The following is an 18,161-nucleotide window of genomic DNA, read 5'->3' as shown; positions in this document are numbered from 1 at the left end:
TACGTGCGATGCGGTCTGATGTCGTATTCGCGGCCGCAAGGGTGATAACTCAACACAATATCGTGTTTTCGGCACCACTAAGCCGATCCTGTCATAAAACCCATCACATTGTCGGATTGCGCGGATTTATTTACCCGACAGACTGATGTATTTCTTGGAACCGCAAGTCCACAAAACAGTACAACAGTCAATCGCAAGAGAGGGCCGATCGACATGTCATTCCTTGAATTCCACGACGTGGTGCGCCAATACGGCACCGGCGAATCCGCCGTCCGCGCACTCGACCACGCCACCTTCGACATCGAACGGGGCGAACTTGCCGTCATCCTCGGCGCATCCGGTGCCGGCAAATCCACCACGCTGAACATCCTCGGCGGCATGGACCGAGCCACCTCCGGTTCCGTGCGGCTCGACGGCAGGGACATCACCGCGTTCAACGAGGCGCAGCTGACCGACTACCGCCGTTTCGACGTCGGCTTCGTCTTCCAGTTCTACAACCTCGTGCCCAACCTTACCGCGCTTGAAAACGTCGAACTCGCCAGCCAGATCTGCCCCGATGCGCTCGACGCGCGCGAGACGCTCGAGAAGGTCGGGCTCGGGGGCCGTCTCAACAACTTCCCCGCGCAGCTGAGCGGCGGCGAGCAGCAGCGCGTTTCGATCGCCCGTGCGCTCGCCAAGAACCCGAAACTGCTGCTGTGCGACGAGCCGACCGGCGCGCTCGACTACAACACCGGCAAGGAAGTGCTCCAGCTGTTGCAGGATTCCTGCCGCCAGCGCGGCATCACCGTCGCGCTCGTCACGCACAACTCGGCGCTCGCGCCGATGGGCGACCGCCTGATCCGCTTCCGCTCCGGCAAAGTCACCGAGATCACCGAGAACCCGAACCCGACGCCGATCGCGGACATCGAATGGTAGGGGAGGGGACCGCAATGGAACGAACCACACGAACCATGCACCGTCGCCCGACCCGGCCGTGTCGGCACACCGCGATGTGGAAGGACGCGTGGCGCGCGATCCGCGGCAACGGCAAACGCTTCGCTGCGATGCTCGTGATCGTCGCGGTCGGCGTGATGATGCTCGGCGGGCTCAACTCGGTCGGCCGCGACATCCGCGCCGGACTCGACGGATTCTTCGACGACACGTCCATGCACGACATCGAGATCGTCTCCACGCTCGGCCTCGATGACGACGACATCGCCGCGTTGCGCAAGGTGAGCGGCGTCAAGGACGCGGCCGGCGAGCGCGTCGCGTCCGTCACCACGACAATCGGCGGCAAGCAGGCGTCCGCCACCGTCACCGAACTCAACGACCGCGGCATCGACAGCCCGTACGTGACCGACGGTCGGTTGCCGAACGCCGCGCGCGAAATCGCCGTCACGCAACAGTATGTGGACGACGCCGGCAAGTCGATCGGCGACACGCTCGAGTTCAGGCCGGACGATTCGGTCGCGGCGAACGTTGCGTCCGTTACGACGACGGACGCCGACGGTGCGGACGACGCGACCGGCACGTTCGCGGACGGCAAGTACACGATCGTCGGCACGATCATCGACCCGAACGACATCGTCAACCCATCCGGTCCGCTCGCGCTCGTCTCCGGCGGCAAAACCGTGTATCCGATGGTTGTGTCATCCGACTCGCTCGCCGATGGCGGCAATGATGATGGCGACGGAACCGCAGCCGGCCTGCCGTACACGTCCGCCGTGATCACCGTCGCCGACGCCGCCGCGATGAATACGTACGACGACGACTATCTCGACACGGTCGCCGACGCGCGCGCCGCGATCGAGGCCATACAGCAGACCCGCGAACGGGAGCGCACCGACGCTGTGCGCGACGCCGCGCTGAACGCGGCCATGAGCGCACTCGACGAGCAGAAGGCGAAGATCGCCGCGCTGCCGGACGGGCTGCCGGCTAAAACGGCCGCCGAGCAGAAGCTTTCCGACGCCGAACAAGCCATCAAGGAGAAGGTCGCTGCAATCCCGAACGCCAAGTGGATCATCCGCGACCGCAGTGCCGTCACCAGCTGGGAGGACGTCAAAACCCAGAGCGACATGGTCACGCGCCTCGGCACGCTGTTCCCCGTGCTGTTCCTCGTCATCGCGTTGCTCGTGAGCCTGACCGCCGTCACGCGCATGGTGGAGGAGGACCGTCAGCTCATCGGCACGTACAAGGCGCTTGGCTATACGTGCGGCGAAACCATGCTCAAATACCTCGCCTACGCCGGCGCGGCCTGCCTGTTCGGCGGCCTGCTCGGCGACGCCCTCGGCCTGATCGGCCTGCCGTTCGTGTTCACGCGTCGGCTGATCTCGCGCATCTACGTGCTGCCCAACTATCCGCTGCTGGTCGACTGGCGGCTTGCGATCGGCGGCGTGCTGCTGTTCGTGGTCGCGATCACCGGCGCGGCCGCGGCGGCAACCGTCGGATCATTGAGACTCACGCCCGCCGAACTCATGCGCCCGAAAGCCCCCAAAGCCGGTCGTACGATCTTCCTGCAGCGCGTCGGATTCATCTGGAACCATCTGAGCTTCCTCGGCAAGGTGACCGCGCGCAACCTGTTCCGCTACAAGTCGCGCGCGCTCATGGTCATCGTCGGCGTGCTCGGCTGCACCGCGCTCATGACCGCCGGCTTCGGCATGGGATCGTCCGCGATGACGCTCATGCCGCGCCAGCACCGCGAGATCACGACGTATGACGTGCTCGCCGTCACGTCCGCCGCCGATCACGCCGACGCGCAGCGCTCGCTGGACGACGACGCGCGCGTCCGGTCGACGCTGCCGCTGCAGGTCGGCAGCGTGACACTGAGCACCGCGCATGACGATGCGAACGCCGGCGCCGCCGATTCGTCCGACGAGTCGACGAATGCGACGTCGGCGCACGATCGGGCCCACGACGAACAGATCACCGCGCAGCTGCTCGTCGTGTCCGACGGCAAATCGCTCGACGGTTACCTCGACCTGCATGCCGCGGACGGCACGACGATCGCGCTGCCGGACGCGTCCGACGACGGCTCGTCCCGCTCCGGAAACGACGGGTCGGGCAACGGCTCAAGCCGCGACAACAACGGCGACGATCCGTCCGCCGGCGTGATCGTCACGACCAATGCGGCGCACAAGCTTGCGCTCGCCGACGGCGACACGATCGACCTGACCGACGCGATGGCCGACACCGCGACCGTCACGGTCCACGCGATCGCGCAGTACTACACCGGCAACGTCGTCGTCATGACGCAATCCGCGTACGAGCGCGCGTTCGACGCGGACTTCGCGCCGAACGCCGACCTGATCGACGTGAAGGCCGACGATGTGGATGCGAAGATCGCGTTCGCCGACGATCTCGCCGGGAACGACGCCTACCTGTCCGTGACGAGCGCCGCCAAGCAGGAACGCGATTTCGCGAAGAGCTTCCTCATCTTCTTCGTGATGATCGGGTTCATCGTGGTCATGGCCGCGATCCTGGCCGTGGTGGTGCTCTACACGCTCGCATCCACGAACATTGCCGAACGCGAGCGCGAATTGGCCACCATCAAGGTGCTGGGCTTCCGCAAGCGCGAGGTGCACGGCTACGTGAACAAGGAGATGCTGCTGCTGGCCTGCTTCGGCATCGCGCTCGGCCTGCCGTGCGGGCGCGGGCTGCTGGGCTTTCTGCTCGGCAAGCTCGATCTGCCGGGCATGACCATCGTGCCGAACGTGGCGTGGTTCTGCTATGCGGCCGCCGCCCTGCTCGCACTCGCGTTCACGGTGCTGGTCGAGGCGGCGACGAACCGTTCGCTGGATCGCATCGACATGGTCGGCGCGCTGAAAAGTCCGGAGTGACAGGGGAACGGTGTCCAGCGAATCGTTCTCAATAAGAAAGGTGTGAGCCCGGCAAGTTGTCAATCGAACATTGGGCATTCCGGATGGGCCGTTTTCCAAGGCTCGTGTATTGTGCGATTGTTTGGATTTGTGCGTTTGACTCACACCGTTGCTATTGGGAACGGTTCGCTGTGCACGATATGCCCGGTGTACGTTCGTACGTCGCGCCGGGTATGGTCGGGAGGTATGAACGAAACGCAAACGCCGGCCGCCGCCCGCCGCGCCGACCCGGACCGCAAAAGCCGCATCGTCGACGCCTGCCTCGACGTGATCGCCGAACGCGGCGTGGCAGGCACGTCGCATCGCGTGGTCGCCGCCAAGGCCGGAGTGCCGCTCGGCTCGATGACCTACCATTTCCGCGGCATGGCCGACTTGCTGCATCAGGCGTTCGACCGGTACGCGCAACAGTGCATCGACGTGTTCGCCGAACGCATGGCCGCCGTGCCCGCCGGCGACAGGGCGGCCGCGTGCGAGGCGATCGCCCGCCACATCGAAGGCGACCTGCTCGGCACGCAGCGCGACCTCGACATCAACCTCGAGTTCTACACGCTCGCCGCGCGCGACCCCGCCTACCGCGACATCGCCGAACGGTGGATGGCCGCAAGCCGCGCGCAACTCGAACGTTTCTTCGACAAGCCCACGGCCGCGCTGCTCGACGCGATGATCGAAGGGCTCACGCTGCACCGCGCGCTCGGCACGCACGCCGAAGCGCACGATCCGCGGGTCATTCGCGAGGGAATCCGCCGCGTGGCCGGACTGTGACGCGGCGCTGTAACGCGGTGCTCAGCGCGTGATGATCGTCGTCTTCGCCGGGTCGATGCGGTCCGCGTCAAGTGTGAGTTCGCCGATGCGGTCGGCGCGGATCACGCCGGACGTCGGATTGATCACGCTGTCGATCGTGCCGACGGCGTCCACGTCCACCGTCGAATACTCGAACGCGAGCGTCGTGTTGACGAACCGGCAGTTCTTCATGACCAAATTGTCGATATAGCACAATCCCTGCAGGCTTTCGATCGTGCAGTCGACGAGCGTGACGTTGCGCGAATTCCAGCCGAGATACTCGCCGGAGATGTACGAATGCTCGATCGTCACGTTTTCGCAGTTCCAGAACGCGTCCTTGGAGATCAGACGCGAGCCGCGCACGGTGACGTTGCGTGCGCCGTCGAACGGATAGTTGCCGACCAGACGCAGGTTGGTCGCCGTCACGTCCTCGCAGTTCATCGCCAGATAGTCGCCGCGCGCGACGACGTTCTCCAGCGTGACACCGGTGCAGTTCCACAGCGTCTCCTCCGCGTGCGTCAGATCAACGTTGCGCAGCGTCACGTCCGAAGCTCGGCGGAAGTTCTTCGGCCCCTCGACCGTGCAGTCCTCCACGAGCAGGTGATGCGTGTACCACACGCCCGCGCGCGCCATCTCGAACCACGTCGAATCGCGCACGGTCACATGGTTCGCGTACCACAGCGGATACTTCCACTGGAACGAGCTGGAGACGACCTCCACGTCGTGCGCGTGCTTGAGCGGCGACTCGCCCTCCGCGAACAGGCAGTCCACATAGCGGCGGTCGTGCGCGAAGAACTCCGCGCGCTCGCCGACCAGCCGCCGCTGGCGCACCTCCGCCATGCCGTCGGCGTCGTGGCCGGTCGGCTGGGTCAGGCTGCCGGACTCGGCCTCCGGACTGGGCATGCCGGGCATACCGGCGGGCGTGCCGGTCGTGTTGGGCTGTGCGGTGCCGGTTCCTTCTGCAAAAGCGTTCACTGTGATCCGATCTCCTCGTGAAATCTCTCTTTGGCCGCGCTGCGTCGGTCGTTGCGGGCCGGCCGCGTCGCCGTGGTTGCCATACGGGAACGACGATAGGAACTTCGAGCACTTGAAGTCAAAACAACGGACCGCCGTTCCGCTCTCGGCGCACGGTTCGGGACTGGACCATGTCGCGTCGGGCGGAACGGCGGTTGCGCATGCCATACGTGCATTCCATAGCACATGTCATATGGCAGCACATGTCATATGACGTGCGGCGGGGGGGGGAATCCACCGTCGAACTCAGCCGAGCGCGATCTTGTCGATCGCGGCCAGCTCCTCGTCGCTGAACGTGGTGTTCTTGAGCGCGCCGATGTTGTCGAGGATCTGCTGCGGCTTGGACGCGCCGGCGAGCACGCTGGTCACCGTGTCGTCGCGCAGCAGCCACGCGAGCGACATCTCGGCGAGCGTCTGGCCGCGCTGGTAGGCGATGTCGTTGAGCGCGACGATCTTGTTGTGCACGCGCTCAACGCTGTCCTCGTGCAGGAAGCGCGGATCGTGCGCCACGCGCGAATCGGCAGGAATGCCGTTGAGATAGCGGTCGGTGAGCAGGCCCTGCTCGAGCGGGCAGAACGTGATCAGGCCCTTGCCGAGCTTCTTGGCCGTGTCCTTGAGACCGTTGCGCTCGACCGTGCGGTCGAGGATGTTGTACTTGTTCTGGTTGATGACGAACGGCACGTGCAGCTCGTCGAGGATCGCGCTGGCCTTCGCGAGGCGCTCGCCGTCGTAGTTGGACAGGCCCACGTACAGCGCCTTGCCGCTGGCGACGATCTGCGCGAGCGCGCCCATGGTCTCCTCGAGCGGGGTCTCGTTGTCGGGGCGGTGGTGGTAGAAGATGTCCACGTAGTCGAGACCGAGGCGCTCGAGGCTCTGGTCGAGGCTGGAGATCAGGTACTTGCGGCTGCCGCCGTCGCCGTACGGGCCGGCCCACATCTCATAGCCGGCCTTGGTGGAGACGATCAGCTCGTCGCGGTGCTTGGCGAAGTACTGGTGGATGAGGCGGCCGGCGCTCTTCTCGGCAGCGCCCGGCTCCGGGCCGTAGTTGTTGGCCAGGTCGAAGTGCGTGATGCCGTGGTCGAACGCGGTGAAGACGAGCGACTTCATCTGCTCGTACGGCGTGATATCGCCGAAGTTATGCCAGAAGCCAAGCGAGATCGCCGGCAGCTTGAGACCGCTGGTGCCGCAGCGGTTGTAGCGCATCTCATCGTAGCGCGTGGTGGCGGGCGCGTAGTCGTTGGTGGGTTCGAACATGGGTGCTCCTTTGTCTGTGTTCTGTCAGTGTCCGATGGTGTTCGTCACGTCGATGTTTTCGTTATCATCAGTTGTGGTTCCATCATCGTTCCTCAAGCGCACTTGAACGCAAGCCGGCGTGTCGCGTCCGCGTGTCGCGGCGGGCATATCATGGTCGGTTGGATTGAGACGGCGCGCGTGGTATGCGCCGGAGTGTGCGGAGTGAGGCGGGCTGCGGGCCTGCGGCAGAACGGAAAGGAGCGGATGTTGGGACAGTTCGGGGTGATGGTGGGTCAGCTGGTCGGATTCCTGATCATGCTGCTGGTCGGCTACGGGTGCGTGCGGCTGCGGTTCTACGGCAAAACCGCGCTTGACGGCATGTGCTCGCTGCTGCTCAACGTGCTCATTCCCGTGCTCGTGTTCGCCAACGCCGTCGACGGCGCCACCCGCGCCCAGCTCGCCGCCAACTGGGGCGTGATGCTGCTGACCGCCGTCATGTACGCGCTGCTGGTCGTCGTCTTCCGCCTGTTCGCATGGGCGCTGCGGCTCACCGGTTCGCGCTCGCGCGTCTTCCAGGCCTCTCTCGTGTTCGGCAACGCCGGATTCATCGGCATTCCGCTCATCATGGCGCTCTTCCCCAAGGAAGGCGCGATCTACGTGGCGCTCATGTCGATCGTCGACCAAACGCTGCTGTGGACGTACGGCGTGTGGCTGTGCGAGCCGGTCGTTGCGTCCAGCGCATCGTCGCGACGTTCGTCGTCCGCCGTCGATCGCACCGCAGCCGGAACGATCGCGCCGCGCACGTTCGGCGAGCGCGCGCTCGGCCTGCTGCGCCGGTTCGTCAATCCCGCGTTCATCGGCGTGATGATCGCGCTCGCGCTGATTCTCGTCGGCGTGCGCGTGCCCGGCATCATTCTCAAGCCGCTGCACACGATCGGCAACATGGCCACGCCGATGTCGCTCATCTATCTCGGCGGCCTGTTCGCGCTCACCCGCTGGTGGACCGTGCTGCGACGCTACGAACTGTACGTCGGCCTGCTCGCGAAGATGATCGCGTTCCCGCTGGCCTTGTACGCGCTGCTGAACGCCGCGTCCGGCGCGCTCGCCGGCGTCGCGCCGCTGCCGTTCACGCACGACATGATCCTGACGATCAGCGTGATCGCCGGACTGCCGACCATGACCACGATCGCCATGTTCACCGCGCGGCGCAACAATATGCCCGAATACGCGGTCGGATTCGTGCTGGTCAGCACGCTGTTCTCGCTGGTCTCGCTGGCCGTCGTCTCGGCGATCATCTTCTGACCGGGGTTGGCGGGGAAGTTGGCTGTGGGAGTCATGTAAATAGCGGTAAGGGCTTGCTGTATTGATGACATCGCGCAATGATGCGTGGTTGTCGCGCTGTGATCGGTGTTTCGCTGAATTCCTATTTTTATAAACGATTCTCGTGTGTCGCGGATGGGCGTGGTAATATACTGAAATCAGCGGTAAGCGTTTTCCAAAGGAAGGAACGAATATCATGGCCGAATCAAAGCCGAAGGTCATTCTCACCATGCAGCCCCCGGAGCTCGTCGACAAGCTCATGAACGACGAGCAGTGGGCCCGCCTCGAAGCCGTCGCCGACGTCGACCGCGAGGTCATCCCCGACTTCCATGCCGAGGGCGTGGCCGAGCGCATCAAGGACGCCGACTACGTGTTCTCCGGCTGGGGCCCGAACGGCCGCATCGACGCCGAAGTGCTCGCCGCAATGCCCAACCTCAAGGGCGTGGCCGCCGCGGCCGGCAACGTGTGGCCGCTGTTCACCCCCGACGCGCTCGAAGAGGCCAAGAAGCGCGGCATCCTGCGCGCCAACTCCGGCTACGTCAACGGCATCCCGGTCGCCGAATTCTGCATGGCCATGATCCTCATGGCCGACAAGGACTTCTTCCGCGCCGAGCGCATCTACCGCGATCGCCGCGAATACATCAACCGCGAGGTCGAATTCCCGACCGCCGGCAACTACCACAAGACCGTTGGCCTGGTCACCGCATCCTCGCGCATCGGCCGCCACCTTATGGGCCTGCTCAAGAGCTACCGCCTGCGCGTGCTCGCCGAATCCCGCTCGATGGACGAGGCCGAAACCGCCTCCTACGGCGCGATCAAGGCCGATCTGGAAACCGTGTTCCGCGAGTCCGACATCGTCTCGCTGCACACGCCGAACCTGCCCGCCACTCACGGCATGATCGACGCGAAGTACTTCAAAATGATGAAGGACGGCGCCTGGTTCCTCAACTCGGCCCGAGGCGGCGTGGTGAACGCCGACGACATGATCGCCGAGCTCAAGACCGGCCGCATCAACGCGATCCTCGACGTGACCGACCCGGACGAGCCGCTCAGCCCGGACTCGCCGCTGTGGGACATGCCGAACGTGATCCTCACCCCGCACATCGCCGGCTCCGAAGGCGGCGAGCTGCAGGCCATGGGCGAGAACGTCGTCAACGAGCTCACCCACATGATCAAGGGTGAGCCGCTCGACTACGGCGAGCGCTGAATCCGCCTGTCCGCCGAACGATCGCGTGGCGGCTCCCGCGAGAAGGGGAGGAGTCGCCACGTGCCTCCGTTAAGCGGTTTCCGCAATCCGATGCAACAAACGGCAAAAAACTGTCCGTCCGCGTGCAAATGGGATAGGTTCACGAGTATGACCAATGACGATTTCAAGATTCCCGGCATTCGCCCGGGCAAGGTGCTGCTTTCCGGCGAGGCGATGGGCCTGTTCACCGCCGGCACGGAGGGTCCGTGCAGCCGCGTGGGCGTGTTTCAGGCGTCCGTGGCCGGCGCCGAACTGAACGTGGCGATCGGTCTCAAGCGTCTCGGCGTCGAGCCGCTCTACCTGACCAAGCTGGGCGACGACGTGCTCGGCGAGCGCATCAAGTACTTCATGGACGACAACCGGCTCGACGAATCGCTGGTCTCGTACGACGCCGACCATCACACCGGCTTCATGTTCAAGTCGAAGGAATCGCACGGCGATTCGAAAACCTACTACTTCCGCAAGGACTCCGCTGCATCCACGATCAGCGCCGACGATATCAAGGCGCTTGAATCGAGCGGCAAGCTCGACGACGTGACCGTGCTGCATCTGACCGGCATCCTGCCGCCGCTGTCCGAAGCCACGCTGGAGGCCAGCCACGAGCTCGTCAAGCTGGCCCGCCGCCACGGCATGTTCGTCAGCTTCGATCCGAACCTGCGTCCGGCGCTGTGGAAGAGCGCCGACGTGATGCGCGACACGCTGCGCCGCTTGGCCGCCCAGTCTGACCTCGTGCTGCCCGGCATCGGCGAGGGCCGCGAACTGTTCGGCGTGGAGAAGGTCGAGGACATCGCCAAGGCGTTCCTCGACAACGGCGCGAAGGCCGTGGTCGTCAAGGACGGCCCGCGCGGCGCGTATGCGGCCGATTGCAACAGCCATGCGGCGCGTGTGCCCGGATTCGTGGTCGATCATGTGGTTGACACGGTCGGCGCGGGCGACGGATTCGCCGCCGGCGTGCTCTCCGCGCTGCTGGAGGGCAAGACCGTGGCCGAGGCGTGCGAGCGCGGCTGCGCGCTCGGCGCGATCCAGACGCAGTTCGTGTCCGACAACGAGGGCCTGCCGACGCCGGCCGAACTAGCCGAGTTCACCGCGTCGCACAAGCGCGCCGAGTGACCAGCGAGATCGCTGTGGAAAACCGATTGAAGACTTTCAGAAAGGAACCATGATTATGAGCGACAAGAACGATCAGGAGCTTCACTACCTCGAGCAGCTGGGCGTCGTCCCGCTGGTCACCCTGCATTCCGTCGAGGAGGCCGTGCCGCTGGCGCAGGCCCTCGAGCGTGGCGGCGTGCCGGTTGCCGAGGTCACCTTCCGTTCCCCGTACGCGATCGAAGGCATGAAGCGCATCCGCGACGAGGTTCCGGGTGTCACGCTCGTGGCCGGCACCGTGCACACGGTCGAGCAGGCCAAGGCGTCGATCGAAGCCGGCTGCAAGGGTCTGGTCACCCCGGCGTTCACCGAGGCGATCGTCGACTACGCGCTCGAGAACGACATTCTCATCCTGCCCGGCACCGCCGTTCCGTCCGACGTGGACAAGGCGTACCAGAAGGGCCTGCGCTACGTGAAGTTCTTCCCGGCCGAGGCCTACGGCGGCGTGAAGACCCTCAAGGCGCTCAACGGCCCGTTCGCCGAGATGAAGTTCCTGCCGACCGGCGGCGTGAGCCTGAAGAACGCGGCCGACTACATCGCGCTCAAGAACGTGTTCGCCATCGGCGGCTCGTTCCCGGTGCCGTCCGCCGCGCAGAAGGCCCACGACTGGGATGCCGTCGCGCAGGCCTGCAAGGACGCGCGCGCCATCGTCGAGCCGATCATCGCCGCCAAGGCCAACGCCTGATCCGACGGTCGATCCAAGCAACCAAACAATACTTACCCCTGAACTCCTTCCTCCTGCATGAGGGGCTGCCCGTTCGCCAATAACGGGCAGCCCCTCATTTTTTGTGACGCATGCAAATTCGCATGGGAGGTCATGCGACGGTGCGACGGTCATTATTTCCATCGCGTGACCATGGGGGCGTGCTAGCGGCGGGGGAGGGATTCGCGCAGGACGATGTCGGGGGCGCTTTGCACGAAGATGAGGCGGTTGTTGTCGTCGGACGAGGAATCGCCCTCGGCGGGGGACAGCACGCGGTCGACGGCGGCCTGCCCCATTTCGGTCAGGGGCAGGTGCACGGTGGTCAGCGACGGGTGCACGTCGGCCGAGTAGGGAATGTCGCCGAATCCGGTGACGCCCATGTCGGCGCCCGGCTCGATCCCGTTGGCGCGCAGCGCGCTCATCGCGCCGATCGCCATCACGTCGTTGAGTGCGACCACGCAGTCCACGCCGGCGCCGTCGTACGCCGCGTTCGCGCCGCCTGACGCCGTGAGCCGGCCGAGCCGGGCCAGCTGCATGATCGCCGCATAGCCTTCCGTCCGGCTGAACCGGCCGTTCGCCACGGCCTTCGGGTCGACGGTGATGCCGGCCTTGTCGAACACGGCCATGACGCCGGCGAGACGCTCCTTGGACGAACGGTAGTTGTCGTCGCCTTTGAGGATGGCGGGGCGGCGGTAGCCCGAGTCGACGATGAGCTTGGCGATGGCGCGCGCGCCGACCTCGTTCGCCACGTCGACCGCGGGGAACGGCAGGTTGCGGTTGAGGATGAACACGGCACGTCCGCCGGCGGCCTCGTAGCGCTTGAGTTCGGCTTCGAGCTGGGCGCGTTCGGGCGAGTCGATGCGTTCGCTTTCGGAGATGATGATGCCGCGCGGCCGGGTCGCCGTCGCCTTGCGCACGGCCTCGAGTTCGGATTTGGCGTCCGGCGCGACGCCGATGGTCACGGACACGCCCTGTTCGCCGGCGGCCTTGACGACGCCCTGCGAGACGGCCGCGAAGTACGGGTCGGAGATGTCGGAGACGAGCAGCACGATGTTCGGCGCGGTGCCCTTGGCGACGGCCTGCGCGTAGGCGTTCGGCCGATAGTTGAGCTTGGTGGCGGCCTCCATGACCTTCACGTACGAGTCGTTGCGCACCTTGCGCGCGCTGCCGTTGAGCACGCGGGACGCGGTCGCGATGGATACGCCGGCCTGATTGGCGACGTCCATCAGCGTCGCGGGGGAGGGATTCTTGTCGTTCTGCTCAGCCATCGTGGTTGCCGTCCTTCTTCGCACATCTGGAAAACAGCATGAAACGCTTACCAGTATAGCGGTTTTCTGCGGTATGTTGTTGCGCGAGTTGCGCGGGAAAAGTTATCGGTAAGCGCTTTCCAATCCGGCGTGTCGCGCGGTAAGCTGTATCGCAGTGGAACACAGCCGGCGGGCACGGAACGCCCACGGCCGCGACCGGAAGGCCCCCGACGACGGGAGCGGAAAGGACATCATGCGAACCGTACTGGACAGCGTAAGCTGCGGCGATCTGACCGCCGTCTACCGCCGTGATGCGGACACCGGCGTCGTCGAGCTCGTCCTGACGCCGACCGATCGTGCGGACGCGATCGTGCGCGACGACTGCGCGGCCGAACCGCTCGTGCAGGCCAAGATCGTCGGCGACGACTATCCGTTCGGCTTCAGCCAGGGCCGCACGATGCGGGGCGCGACGACCGTCACGCAGCACATGACGTACGGCGAGCCGCACGTCGACTCCATGCCGGACGGCACCGTGCGCGTCACGACGACCGTCAGCGACGATCGCGGCTGGCGCTACGAGCACGTGCTCGCCATGACGCCGGCGAGCCGCGCCGCGGAAATCCGCACGTCCGTCATCAACGACTCCGCGCGTGCCGTCACGTTCGAAATGCTCTCCAGCTTCACGCTCGGCTCCATCTCGCCCTACCAGACCGGGCTCGACCCGGAAAACCTGACTCTGCACCGCCTGCGCAGCACGTGGAGCGCCGAGGGGCGCGTGCTCTCCCAACCGCTCGAAGACCTTGAACTCGAGCTGAGCTGGCAGAAGTACAGCGCGAACTCCGTGCGCTTCGGCTCGATCGGCAGCTTCCCCGTGCGCGAATGGGCGCCGTTCGTCGCCGTGACCGACCGACGCGCGAACGTGACGTGGGCGGCGGCGACCACGCACGCCTCCAGCTGGCAGATCGAAGCGTACCGTCGCGACGACGGGCTGAGCCTGTCCGGCGGCATTGCGGACCGCGAATTCGGACAGTGGACGCACGTCGTGCGCCCCGGCGAACGGTTCGACGCGCCGTACGCGGTCGTCACGGCCGTTGCGGGCGGCGTGGACGAGGCCGCGCAGGCCGTGGCCGGCAACGTGCGCAAGGACCTGCACGTGCCGTCCTGCGAGGATCACCTGCCGGTGATCTTCAACGAATTCTGCTCGACGTGGGGCTGCCCGAGCGAGCGGAGCGTGACCGAACAGCTCGACGCGGTCAAGGCGCTCGGCGTGGAGTATTTCGTGATCGACGCCGGCTGGTTCGACGATCAGGCGTTCGAGTCGGCCAGCCGGTTCGGCAAGTGGGAGGTCAGCAAGAAGGCGTTCCCCAACGGCATGAAACCGGTCGTCGACAAAATCCACGAGGCCGGGCTCAAGGCTGGCATTTGGTTCGAGTTCGAAATCGCCGGCCGCGAGGAACCCGACTGCTTCAACAAGAACGAATGGCTCCTGAAGCGCGACGGCCTGCCGATCACCTCCGGCAACCGCCGCTGGTGGGACATGCGCAACCCCGAAGTGCGCGAATACCTCGCGCACAAGGTCATCGACTTCCTCAAGGACAACGGCTTCGACTACATGAAGGTCGACTACAACGACACCATCGGCATCGGCTGCGAAACGCCGGGCGACCCGAACGCGTCGCTGGGGGAGGGCCTGTACGACCAGATCCAGGCGTCGCAGGCGTTCTTCCGCCGCATCCGCGAAGAACTGCCCGACCTCATGATCGAAATCTGCGCGTCCGGCGGCCACCGGCTCGTCCAGAGCTTCATGACGATTGGCGCGATGGCCAGCTTCTCCGACGCGCACGAATGCGACTACATCCCGGTCATCGCCGCGAACATGCACCGCATGATCCTGCCTCGCCAATCGCAGATATGGGCCGTCGTGCGCGACGAGGAGCCGGACGACAAGCTCTACTACCAGATCTGCTCCGGCCTGCTCGGCCGCCTGTGCTTCAGCGGCGACGCCACCGCGTTCGCCGGGCGCAAGAACGAGATCATCCGCGACGGCGTCGCGTTCTACCACGAGGCCGCGCCCGTCATCGACCATGGCGAAACGCACTGGTACGGGCCGCGCCTCGGCAGCTACAGCCGGCCGACCGGCTGGCAGGGCATCGTGCGCGACGGCGAAACCGGCACGGCCGCCGACGGTCGCGCGCTCGTCGTGCTGCACACGTTCCACGATGCGCCGGCGACGATCACCGTGCCGGTCGACGGCCCGTCCGTCGCGCGCATCGTCCGCACGTTCCACCGCGACGGCGTCACCGTCACGCTGGACGACGACATGCTCACCGTTTCCGGCCTCGCCGACTTCGACGGCGTCGCCGTACTGCTTGAACGCTAATCGCGCGTCCGTTCCCGCGAGGGAACGTCGCAACGCAACGTCCCGCCGACCGCAACGGCCGGACGCCAAGGAAAGGAACCGACATGGCCGATCGCACCGCCGACAACGACTATCCGACACGGGAGCGGACCGTCGAACGCATCGTGCGCATCCGCACCGGAGAAGGCGACTGGGTCGCGCTCGGCACGCACGGCAATCTCACCGTCACCGCCGACCGCACGCGCGCCGAACGGTTCGCGCTTTACCGTTCCGCGTACCTGACCAGTCCGCACGACTCGTCCATCGCGCTCGACGGCGCGCAAGGCACGTGGGTCGCGATCCGGAGCCTGACGAACGGCAAGTATCTGACGATCCAGAACTACTACGTCGAGGCCGGCGAGACGACCGGCCGCACCGGCGCGATCGTCGCCGCCGACTTTGACAAGCAGCCGCCGTACTACACCAAGCGCGGACTCACGTTCGTCGTCACCGCAACCGCGCCGGACGCGTACTGGAACGAACGGTTCACGCTGACGCCGCAGCCGGACGGTTCCGTGATCATCGGCAGCCACGCCGACGACCTGCGCGATGAGCCGGACTGCGCCGCGTTCCCCATGCGCGTCACGCTGTCCGGCGCGTACGTCGATTACGGCAACGTCGCCGTGCAGCGCCTGTATGTGGAGGATGTTGCGGACGATGACGTTACTGCGAACGACAGTGCTGTTGCCGGCCAGACGCCGGACGATCCGGTGCCGTCCGCGATCGCCGTCGGCGACGGCACGACGATCGCCATACCGCACGCGTTCGCACATCCCGGCGTGAACCTGTCCGCCGCACAGCTTGCTGCCATGCGCGACCACGTGCGCCGGCACGAGCAGCCGTGGTACGCCGACTGGCTGCGGCTCACGACCACCGTGCCGAACGACATGGCCTGCGAACGTTACCAGCCGACCTTCCGCGAAGGCGTCGGCCGCGGCAATCCGACCGGCTCCGGGCACATCGGCGACTGGGAAATGTCGTGCGCGGCCGCCTACTTCAACGCGCTGCGCTGGGCCGTCACGGGTGAAGATAAGTACGCGGAAACAGTCACGCGCATCGTCGACGGCTGGGCGCGCACGCTCGCGGTCATCGACGGACGCGACCGCATCCTCGGCGCGTCGCTCGCCACGATCAAGCTCATCAACGCGGCCGAAATCGTCCGCTACTTCGACGGCGGCCACCCGAGCATGACCGACGGGATCTTCGCCAGCTATCAGACGATGCTGCGCAACGTCGTCTATCCGGTCGTGCGCGACGGCGGCGCGCCCATGAACGCCAACGGCAACTGGGACGTGGCCCCCATGACCACGCTGCTCGCCATCGGCGTCGCCACCGACGACCCGCGCATCTTCGCACGCGGCGCGGCCATGTACGTCAGCCCCTACTGCAACGGTTCGATCGTCAACTACCTGACCGACTGGGGGCAAAGCGTCGAATCCGCGCGCGATCAGGCGCACGGCCAGCTCGGCATCGGCGCGATGGTCGACACGTGCGCGATCGCCGAACACCAGGGCGTCGACCTGTGGAGCCTGTACGGCAACCGGCTCGCCAAGGCCGTCGAATGGTGCGCGCAGTACAACCTGTACTCCGGTGACGGCAAGTTGAAGGCCGTGCCGCTTTCCGGCATCTTCGGCTACTTCGACGACATCTCCTACTGGGACCATATGGAGGAGCAGGGCGTCTATCGCGGCCAGCTGCGGCCGATCTACGAGACCGCGCTCGCGCACTACCGCAACGTGCCCGGCGTCTCGACCGTATGGACGGAGCGTGCGGCCCGTGCGATGCGGCCGGAGGGACTCGTCCACTTCGACAACCTCAACTTCTCGACCCTCACCTGCTACAACGGGCCGGCCGAGACGACTGATACAACGACGCGCGTCCGCCTGCGCACGATGATCGAACCGTGGTACCAGCGGACGTGGGACGCGATCCGCGGCGCCGGCGCGGTGCCGTCTAACGCGCTGACCGACGGCGTGGTGCCGAGCGGACTGACGACCGAAACGATGCCGTCGTACTTCGCCGTACAGCCGGACGGCACGCTCGCCGTGACGGCCAAGAGACTCGATGCGGCCGTGCTGCGCGTCGTCGATCACGGCGACGGCACAGTGTCGCTGATCGATGCGGCCGACGGTCGTGCGCTGACCGTCGGCGACGAGCTGCCGGACGGCGGACGCGAACTGCGCATGGCCGCGGTCCCGCAGTCCGATGATCTGCCGCAAGCCGCGCGGTTCGCGCTGCACGGCTGGGGCATCGGGCCGATGTATCTCGCGTGGGACGGGCGACTTGTCGAGATCGTCTCCGACGGCGACGGCGACGATCCGCACGATCCCGCTCATCGCACGCTGCGGCTGCGACTCGGAGACAAGCCGGACCGGTGCAACACCGACACCGGTCCCGCCAACTGGCTCACCTTCATCTACGAATCCGACTGACTTATCGGTCACCCACGTCACACCAAAGGAGCTGAAACCACATGACCACGATGATCACCAACCCGATCCTGCCGGGCTTCCATCCCGACTCGAGCGCGCTACGCGTCGGCGACGACTACTACATCGCAACATCCACGTTCGAATGGTGGCCGGGCATCGACATCTACCATTCGCGCGACCTCGTCAACTGGGAGTGGATCGCCTCGCCCGTCAACCGCGAATCGCAGGTCGATTTGCGCGGCAACTACGATTCCGGATCCCTGTGGGCGCCGCACCTGAGCTACGCCGACGGCAAGTTCTGGCTCGTCTACACCGACGTGAAAACGTACGCGCCGTTCAAGGACACGCTCAACTACGTCATCACCGCGCCCAGCATCACCGGCCCGTGGAGCGAACCGCACTTCCTGACCGCCTCGGGCTTCGATCCGGCCATCTTCCACGATGACGACGGCCGCAAATGGTTCCTCAACATGCTCTACGACTACCGCCCGGGTCACACCATGTTCGCCGGCACCGTCATCCAGGAATTCGACCCGACGACTATGAAGCTCATCGGCGAACGCAAGCACTTCTACAAAGGCACCAAGCTCGGCGTGTGCGAAGGTCCGCAAATCCTCAAGCGCAACGGTTGGTACTACCTGCTGTGCGCGGCCGGCGGCACCGGCTACATGCACGCCGCCACCGTGGCCCGCGCCCGTACGCTCGAAGGCCCATTCGAGGATTCGCCGTACACGCCGCTCATGACCACGCGCGACGAGCCGACCAACCCGCTGCAGAAGTCCGGCCAC

At 65.7% G+C, this 18,161-nt stretch carries 13 protein-coding genes; 10 read left to right on the top strand and 3 right to left on the bottom strand.

Annotation, left to right across the window (positions count from 1 at the left end; genetic code table 11):
• The first annotated feature begins 213 nt into the window (after positions 1–213).
• The 3 genes from KIH79_RS08500 (at position 214) to KIH79_RS08490 (ending at position 4,616) form a co-directional block, all read left to right on the top strand.
• Positions 214–915: an ABC transporter ATP-binding protein gene (locus KIH79_RS08500; RefSeq protein WP_219058989.1), complete on the top strand. Its 702-nt coding sequence runs from the start codon at positions 214–216 to the stop codon at positions 913–915.
• 14 nt (positions 916–929) lie between these two features.
• The gene (locus KIH79_RS08495; RefSeq protein ID WP_219058988.1) at positions 930–3,815 is read left to right on the top strand and encodes an ABC transporter permease; all 2,886 of its coding nucleotides are present in this window, start codon (positions 930–932) and stop codon (positions 3,813–3,815) included.
• A 225-nt stretch (positions 3,816–4,040) separates the two neighbouring features.
• Positions 4,041–4,616 carry a TetR/AcrR family transcriptional regulator gene (locus tag KIH79_RS08490; RefSeq protein ID WP_219058987.1) on the top strand — a complete coding sequence of 192 codons (576 nt, stop codon included), beginning with the start codon at positions 4,041–4,043 and terminating at the stop codon, positions 4,614–4,616.
• Between the two features lie 21 nt (positions 4,617–4,637).
• Here the strand turns inward: KIH79_RS08490 and KIH79_RS08485 are convergent, their stop codons facing one another.
• Positions 4,638–5,609, bottom strand: coding sequence for a DUF3737 family protein (locus KIH79_RS08485; protein ID WP_338023133.1), 972 nt, complete (start codon positions 5,607–5,609; stop codon positions 4,638–4,640).
• Positions 5,610–5,894: 285 nt separating this feature from the next.
• Positions 5,895–6,902: an aldo/keto reductase gene (locus tag KIH79_RS08480; protein ID WP_219058986.1), complete on the bottom strand. Its 1,008-nt coding sequence runs from the start codon at positions 6,900–6,902 to the stop codon at positions 5,895–5,897.
• A gap of 246 nt (positions 6,903–7,148) precedes the next feature.
• Between KIH79_RS08480 and KIH79_RS08475 the strand changes: the two genes are divergently transcribed.
• The 4 genes from KIH79_RS08475 to eda all read left to right on the top strand — a co-directional run bounded on the left by KIH79_RS08475 (position 7,149) and on the right by eda (position 11,278).
• Entirely contained in the window at positions 7,149–8,183 is a 1,035-nt protein-coding gene (locus tag KIH79_RS08475) for an AEC family transporter (RefSeq protein ID WP_219058985.1), read from the top strand.
• Between the two features lie 214 nt (positions 8,184–8,397).
• Complete coding sequence (locus KIH79_RS08470) at positions 8,398–9,408, top strand: hydroxyacid dehydrogenase (RefSeq protein ID WP_219058984.1); 1,011 nt, start codon at positions 8,398–8,400, stop codon at positions 9,406–9,408.
• 147 nt (positions 9,409–9,555) lie between these two features.
• Positions 9,556–10,557 (top strand): sugar kinase, encoded by a 1,002-nt coding sequence (locus tag KIH79_RS08465; RefSeq protein ID WP_219058983.1) that lies wholly within the window; start codon positions 9,556–9,558, stop codon positions 10,555–10,557.
• A gap of 55 nt (positions 10,558–10,612) precedes the next feature.
• Complete coding sequence (gene eda / locus KIH79_RS08460; protein WP_033492417.1) at positions 10,613–11,278, top strand: bifunctional 4-hydroxy-2-oxoglutarate aldolase/2-dehydro-3-deoxy-phosphogluconate aldolase; 666 nt, start codon at positions 10,613–10,615, stop codon at positions 11,276–11,278.
• Positions 11,279–11,460: 182 nt separating this feature from the next.
• Here eda and KIH79_RS08455 read toward each other — a convergent pair whose 3' ends face one another.
• Positions 11,461–12,564, bottom strand: a complete 1,104-nt coding sequence (locus tag KIH79_RS08455) for a LacI family DNA-binding transcriptional regulator (protein ID WP_219058982.1) — start codon at positions 12,562–12,564, stop codon at positions 11,461–11,463.
• A 232-nt stretch (positions 12,565–12,796) separates the two neighbouring features.
• Here KIH79_RS08455 and KIH79_RS08450 point away from each other — a divergent pair, with 232 nt between their 5' ends.
• The 3 genes from KIH79_RS08450 to KIH79_RS08440 form a co-directional block, all read left to right on the top strand.
• On the top strand, positions 12,797–14,923 hold the full coding sequence (locus tag KIH79_RS08450) for a glycoside hydrolase family 36 protein (protein WP_219059006.1): 2,127 nt from the start codon (positions 12,797–12,799) through the stop codon (positions 14,921–14,923).
• Between the two features lie 83 nt (positions 14,924–15,006).
• A complete protein-coding gene (locus KIH79_RS08445) occupies positions 15,007–17,373 on the top strand; it encodes an alginate lyase family protein (protein WP_219058981.1) in 2,367 nt (788 codons plus the stop codon).
• A 41-nt stretch (positions 17,374–17,414) separates the two neighbouring features.
• Positions 17,415–18,161: glycoside hydrolase family 43 protein (locus KIH79_RS08440; RefSeq protein WP_219058980.1), on the top strand; the 747-nt coding region annotated here is incomplete at its 3' end.

Source organism: Bifidobacterium miconis (genome assembly GCF_019331735.1).
Lineage (GTDB): Bacteria > Actinomycetota > Actinomycetes > Actinomycetales > Bifidobacteriaceae > Bifidobacterium > Bifidobacterium miconis.
This window is presented reverse-complemented; position numbering and strand designations above follow the sequence as displayed.

Bases quoted from the DNA above. Each gene is read 5' to 3' on its own strand.
- KIH79_RS08500 (WP_219058989.1), top strand. From the start codon at position 214: ATGTCATTCCTTGAATTCCACGACGTGGTGCGCCAATACGGCACCGGC.
- KIH79_RS08495 (WP_219058988.1), top strand. From the start codon at position 930: ATGGAACGAACCACACGAACCATGCACCGTCGCCCGACCCGGCCGTGT.
- KIH79_RS08490 (WP_219058987.1), top strand. From the start codon at position 4,041: ATGAACGAAACGCAAACGCCGGCCGCCGCCCGCCGCGCCGACCCGGAC.
- KIH79_RS08480 (WP_219058986.1), bottom strand. From the start codon at position 6,902: ATGTTCGAACCCACCAACGACTACGCGCCCGCCACCACGCGCTACGAT.
- KIH79_RS08470 (WP_219058984.1), top strand. From the start codon at position 8,398: ATGGCCGAATCAAAGCCGAAGGTCATTCTCACCATGCAGCCCCCGGAG.
- KIH79_RS08465 (WP_219058983.1), top strand. From the start codon at position 9,556: ATGACCAATGACGATTTCAAGATTCCCGGCATTCGCCCGGGCAAGGTG.
- eda (WP_033492417.1), top strand. From the start codon at position 10,613: ATGAGCGACAAGAACGATCAGGAGCTTCACTACCTCGAGCAGCTGGGC.
- KIH79_RS08455 (WP_219058982.1), bottom strand. From the start codon at position 12,564: ATGGCTGAGCAGAACGACAAGAATCCCTCCCCCGCGACGCTGATGGAC.
- KIH79_RS08450 (WP_219059006.1), top strand. From the start codon at position 12,797: ATGCGAACCGTACTGGACAGCGTAAGCTGCGGCGATCTGACCGCCGTC.
- KIH79_RS08445 (WP_219058981.1), top strand. From the start codon at position 15,007: ATGGCCGATCGCACCGCCGACAACGACTATCCGACACGGGAGCGGACC.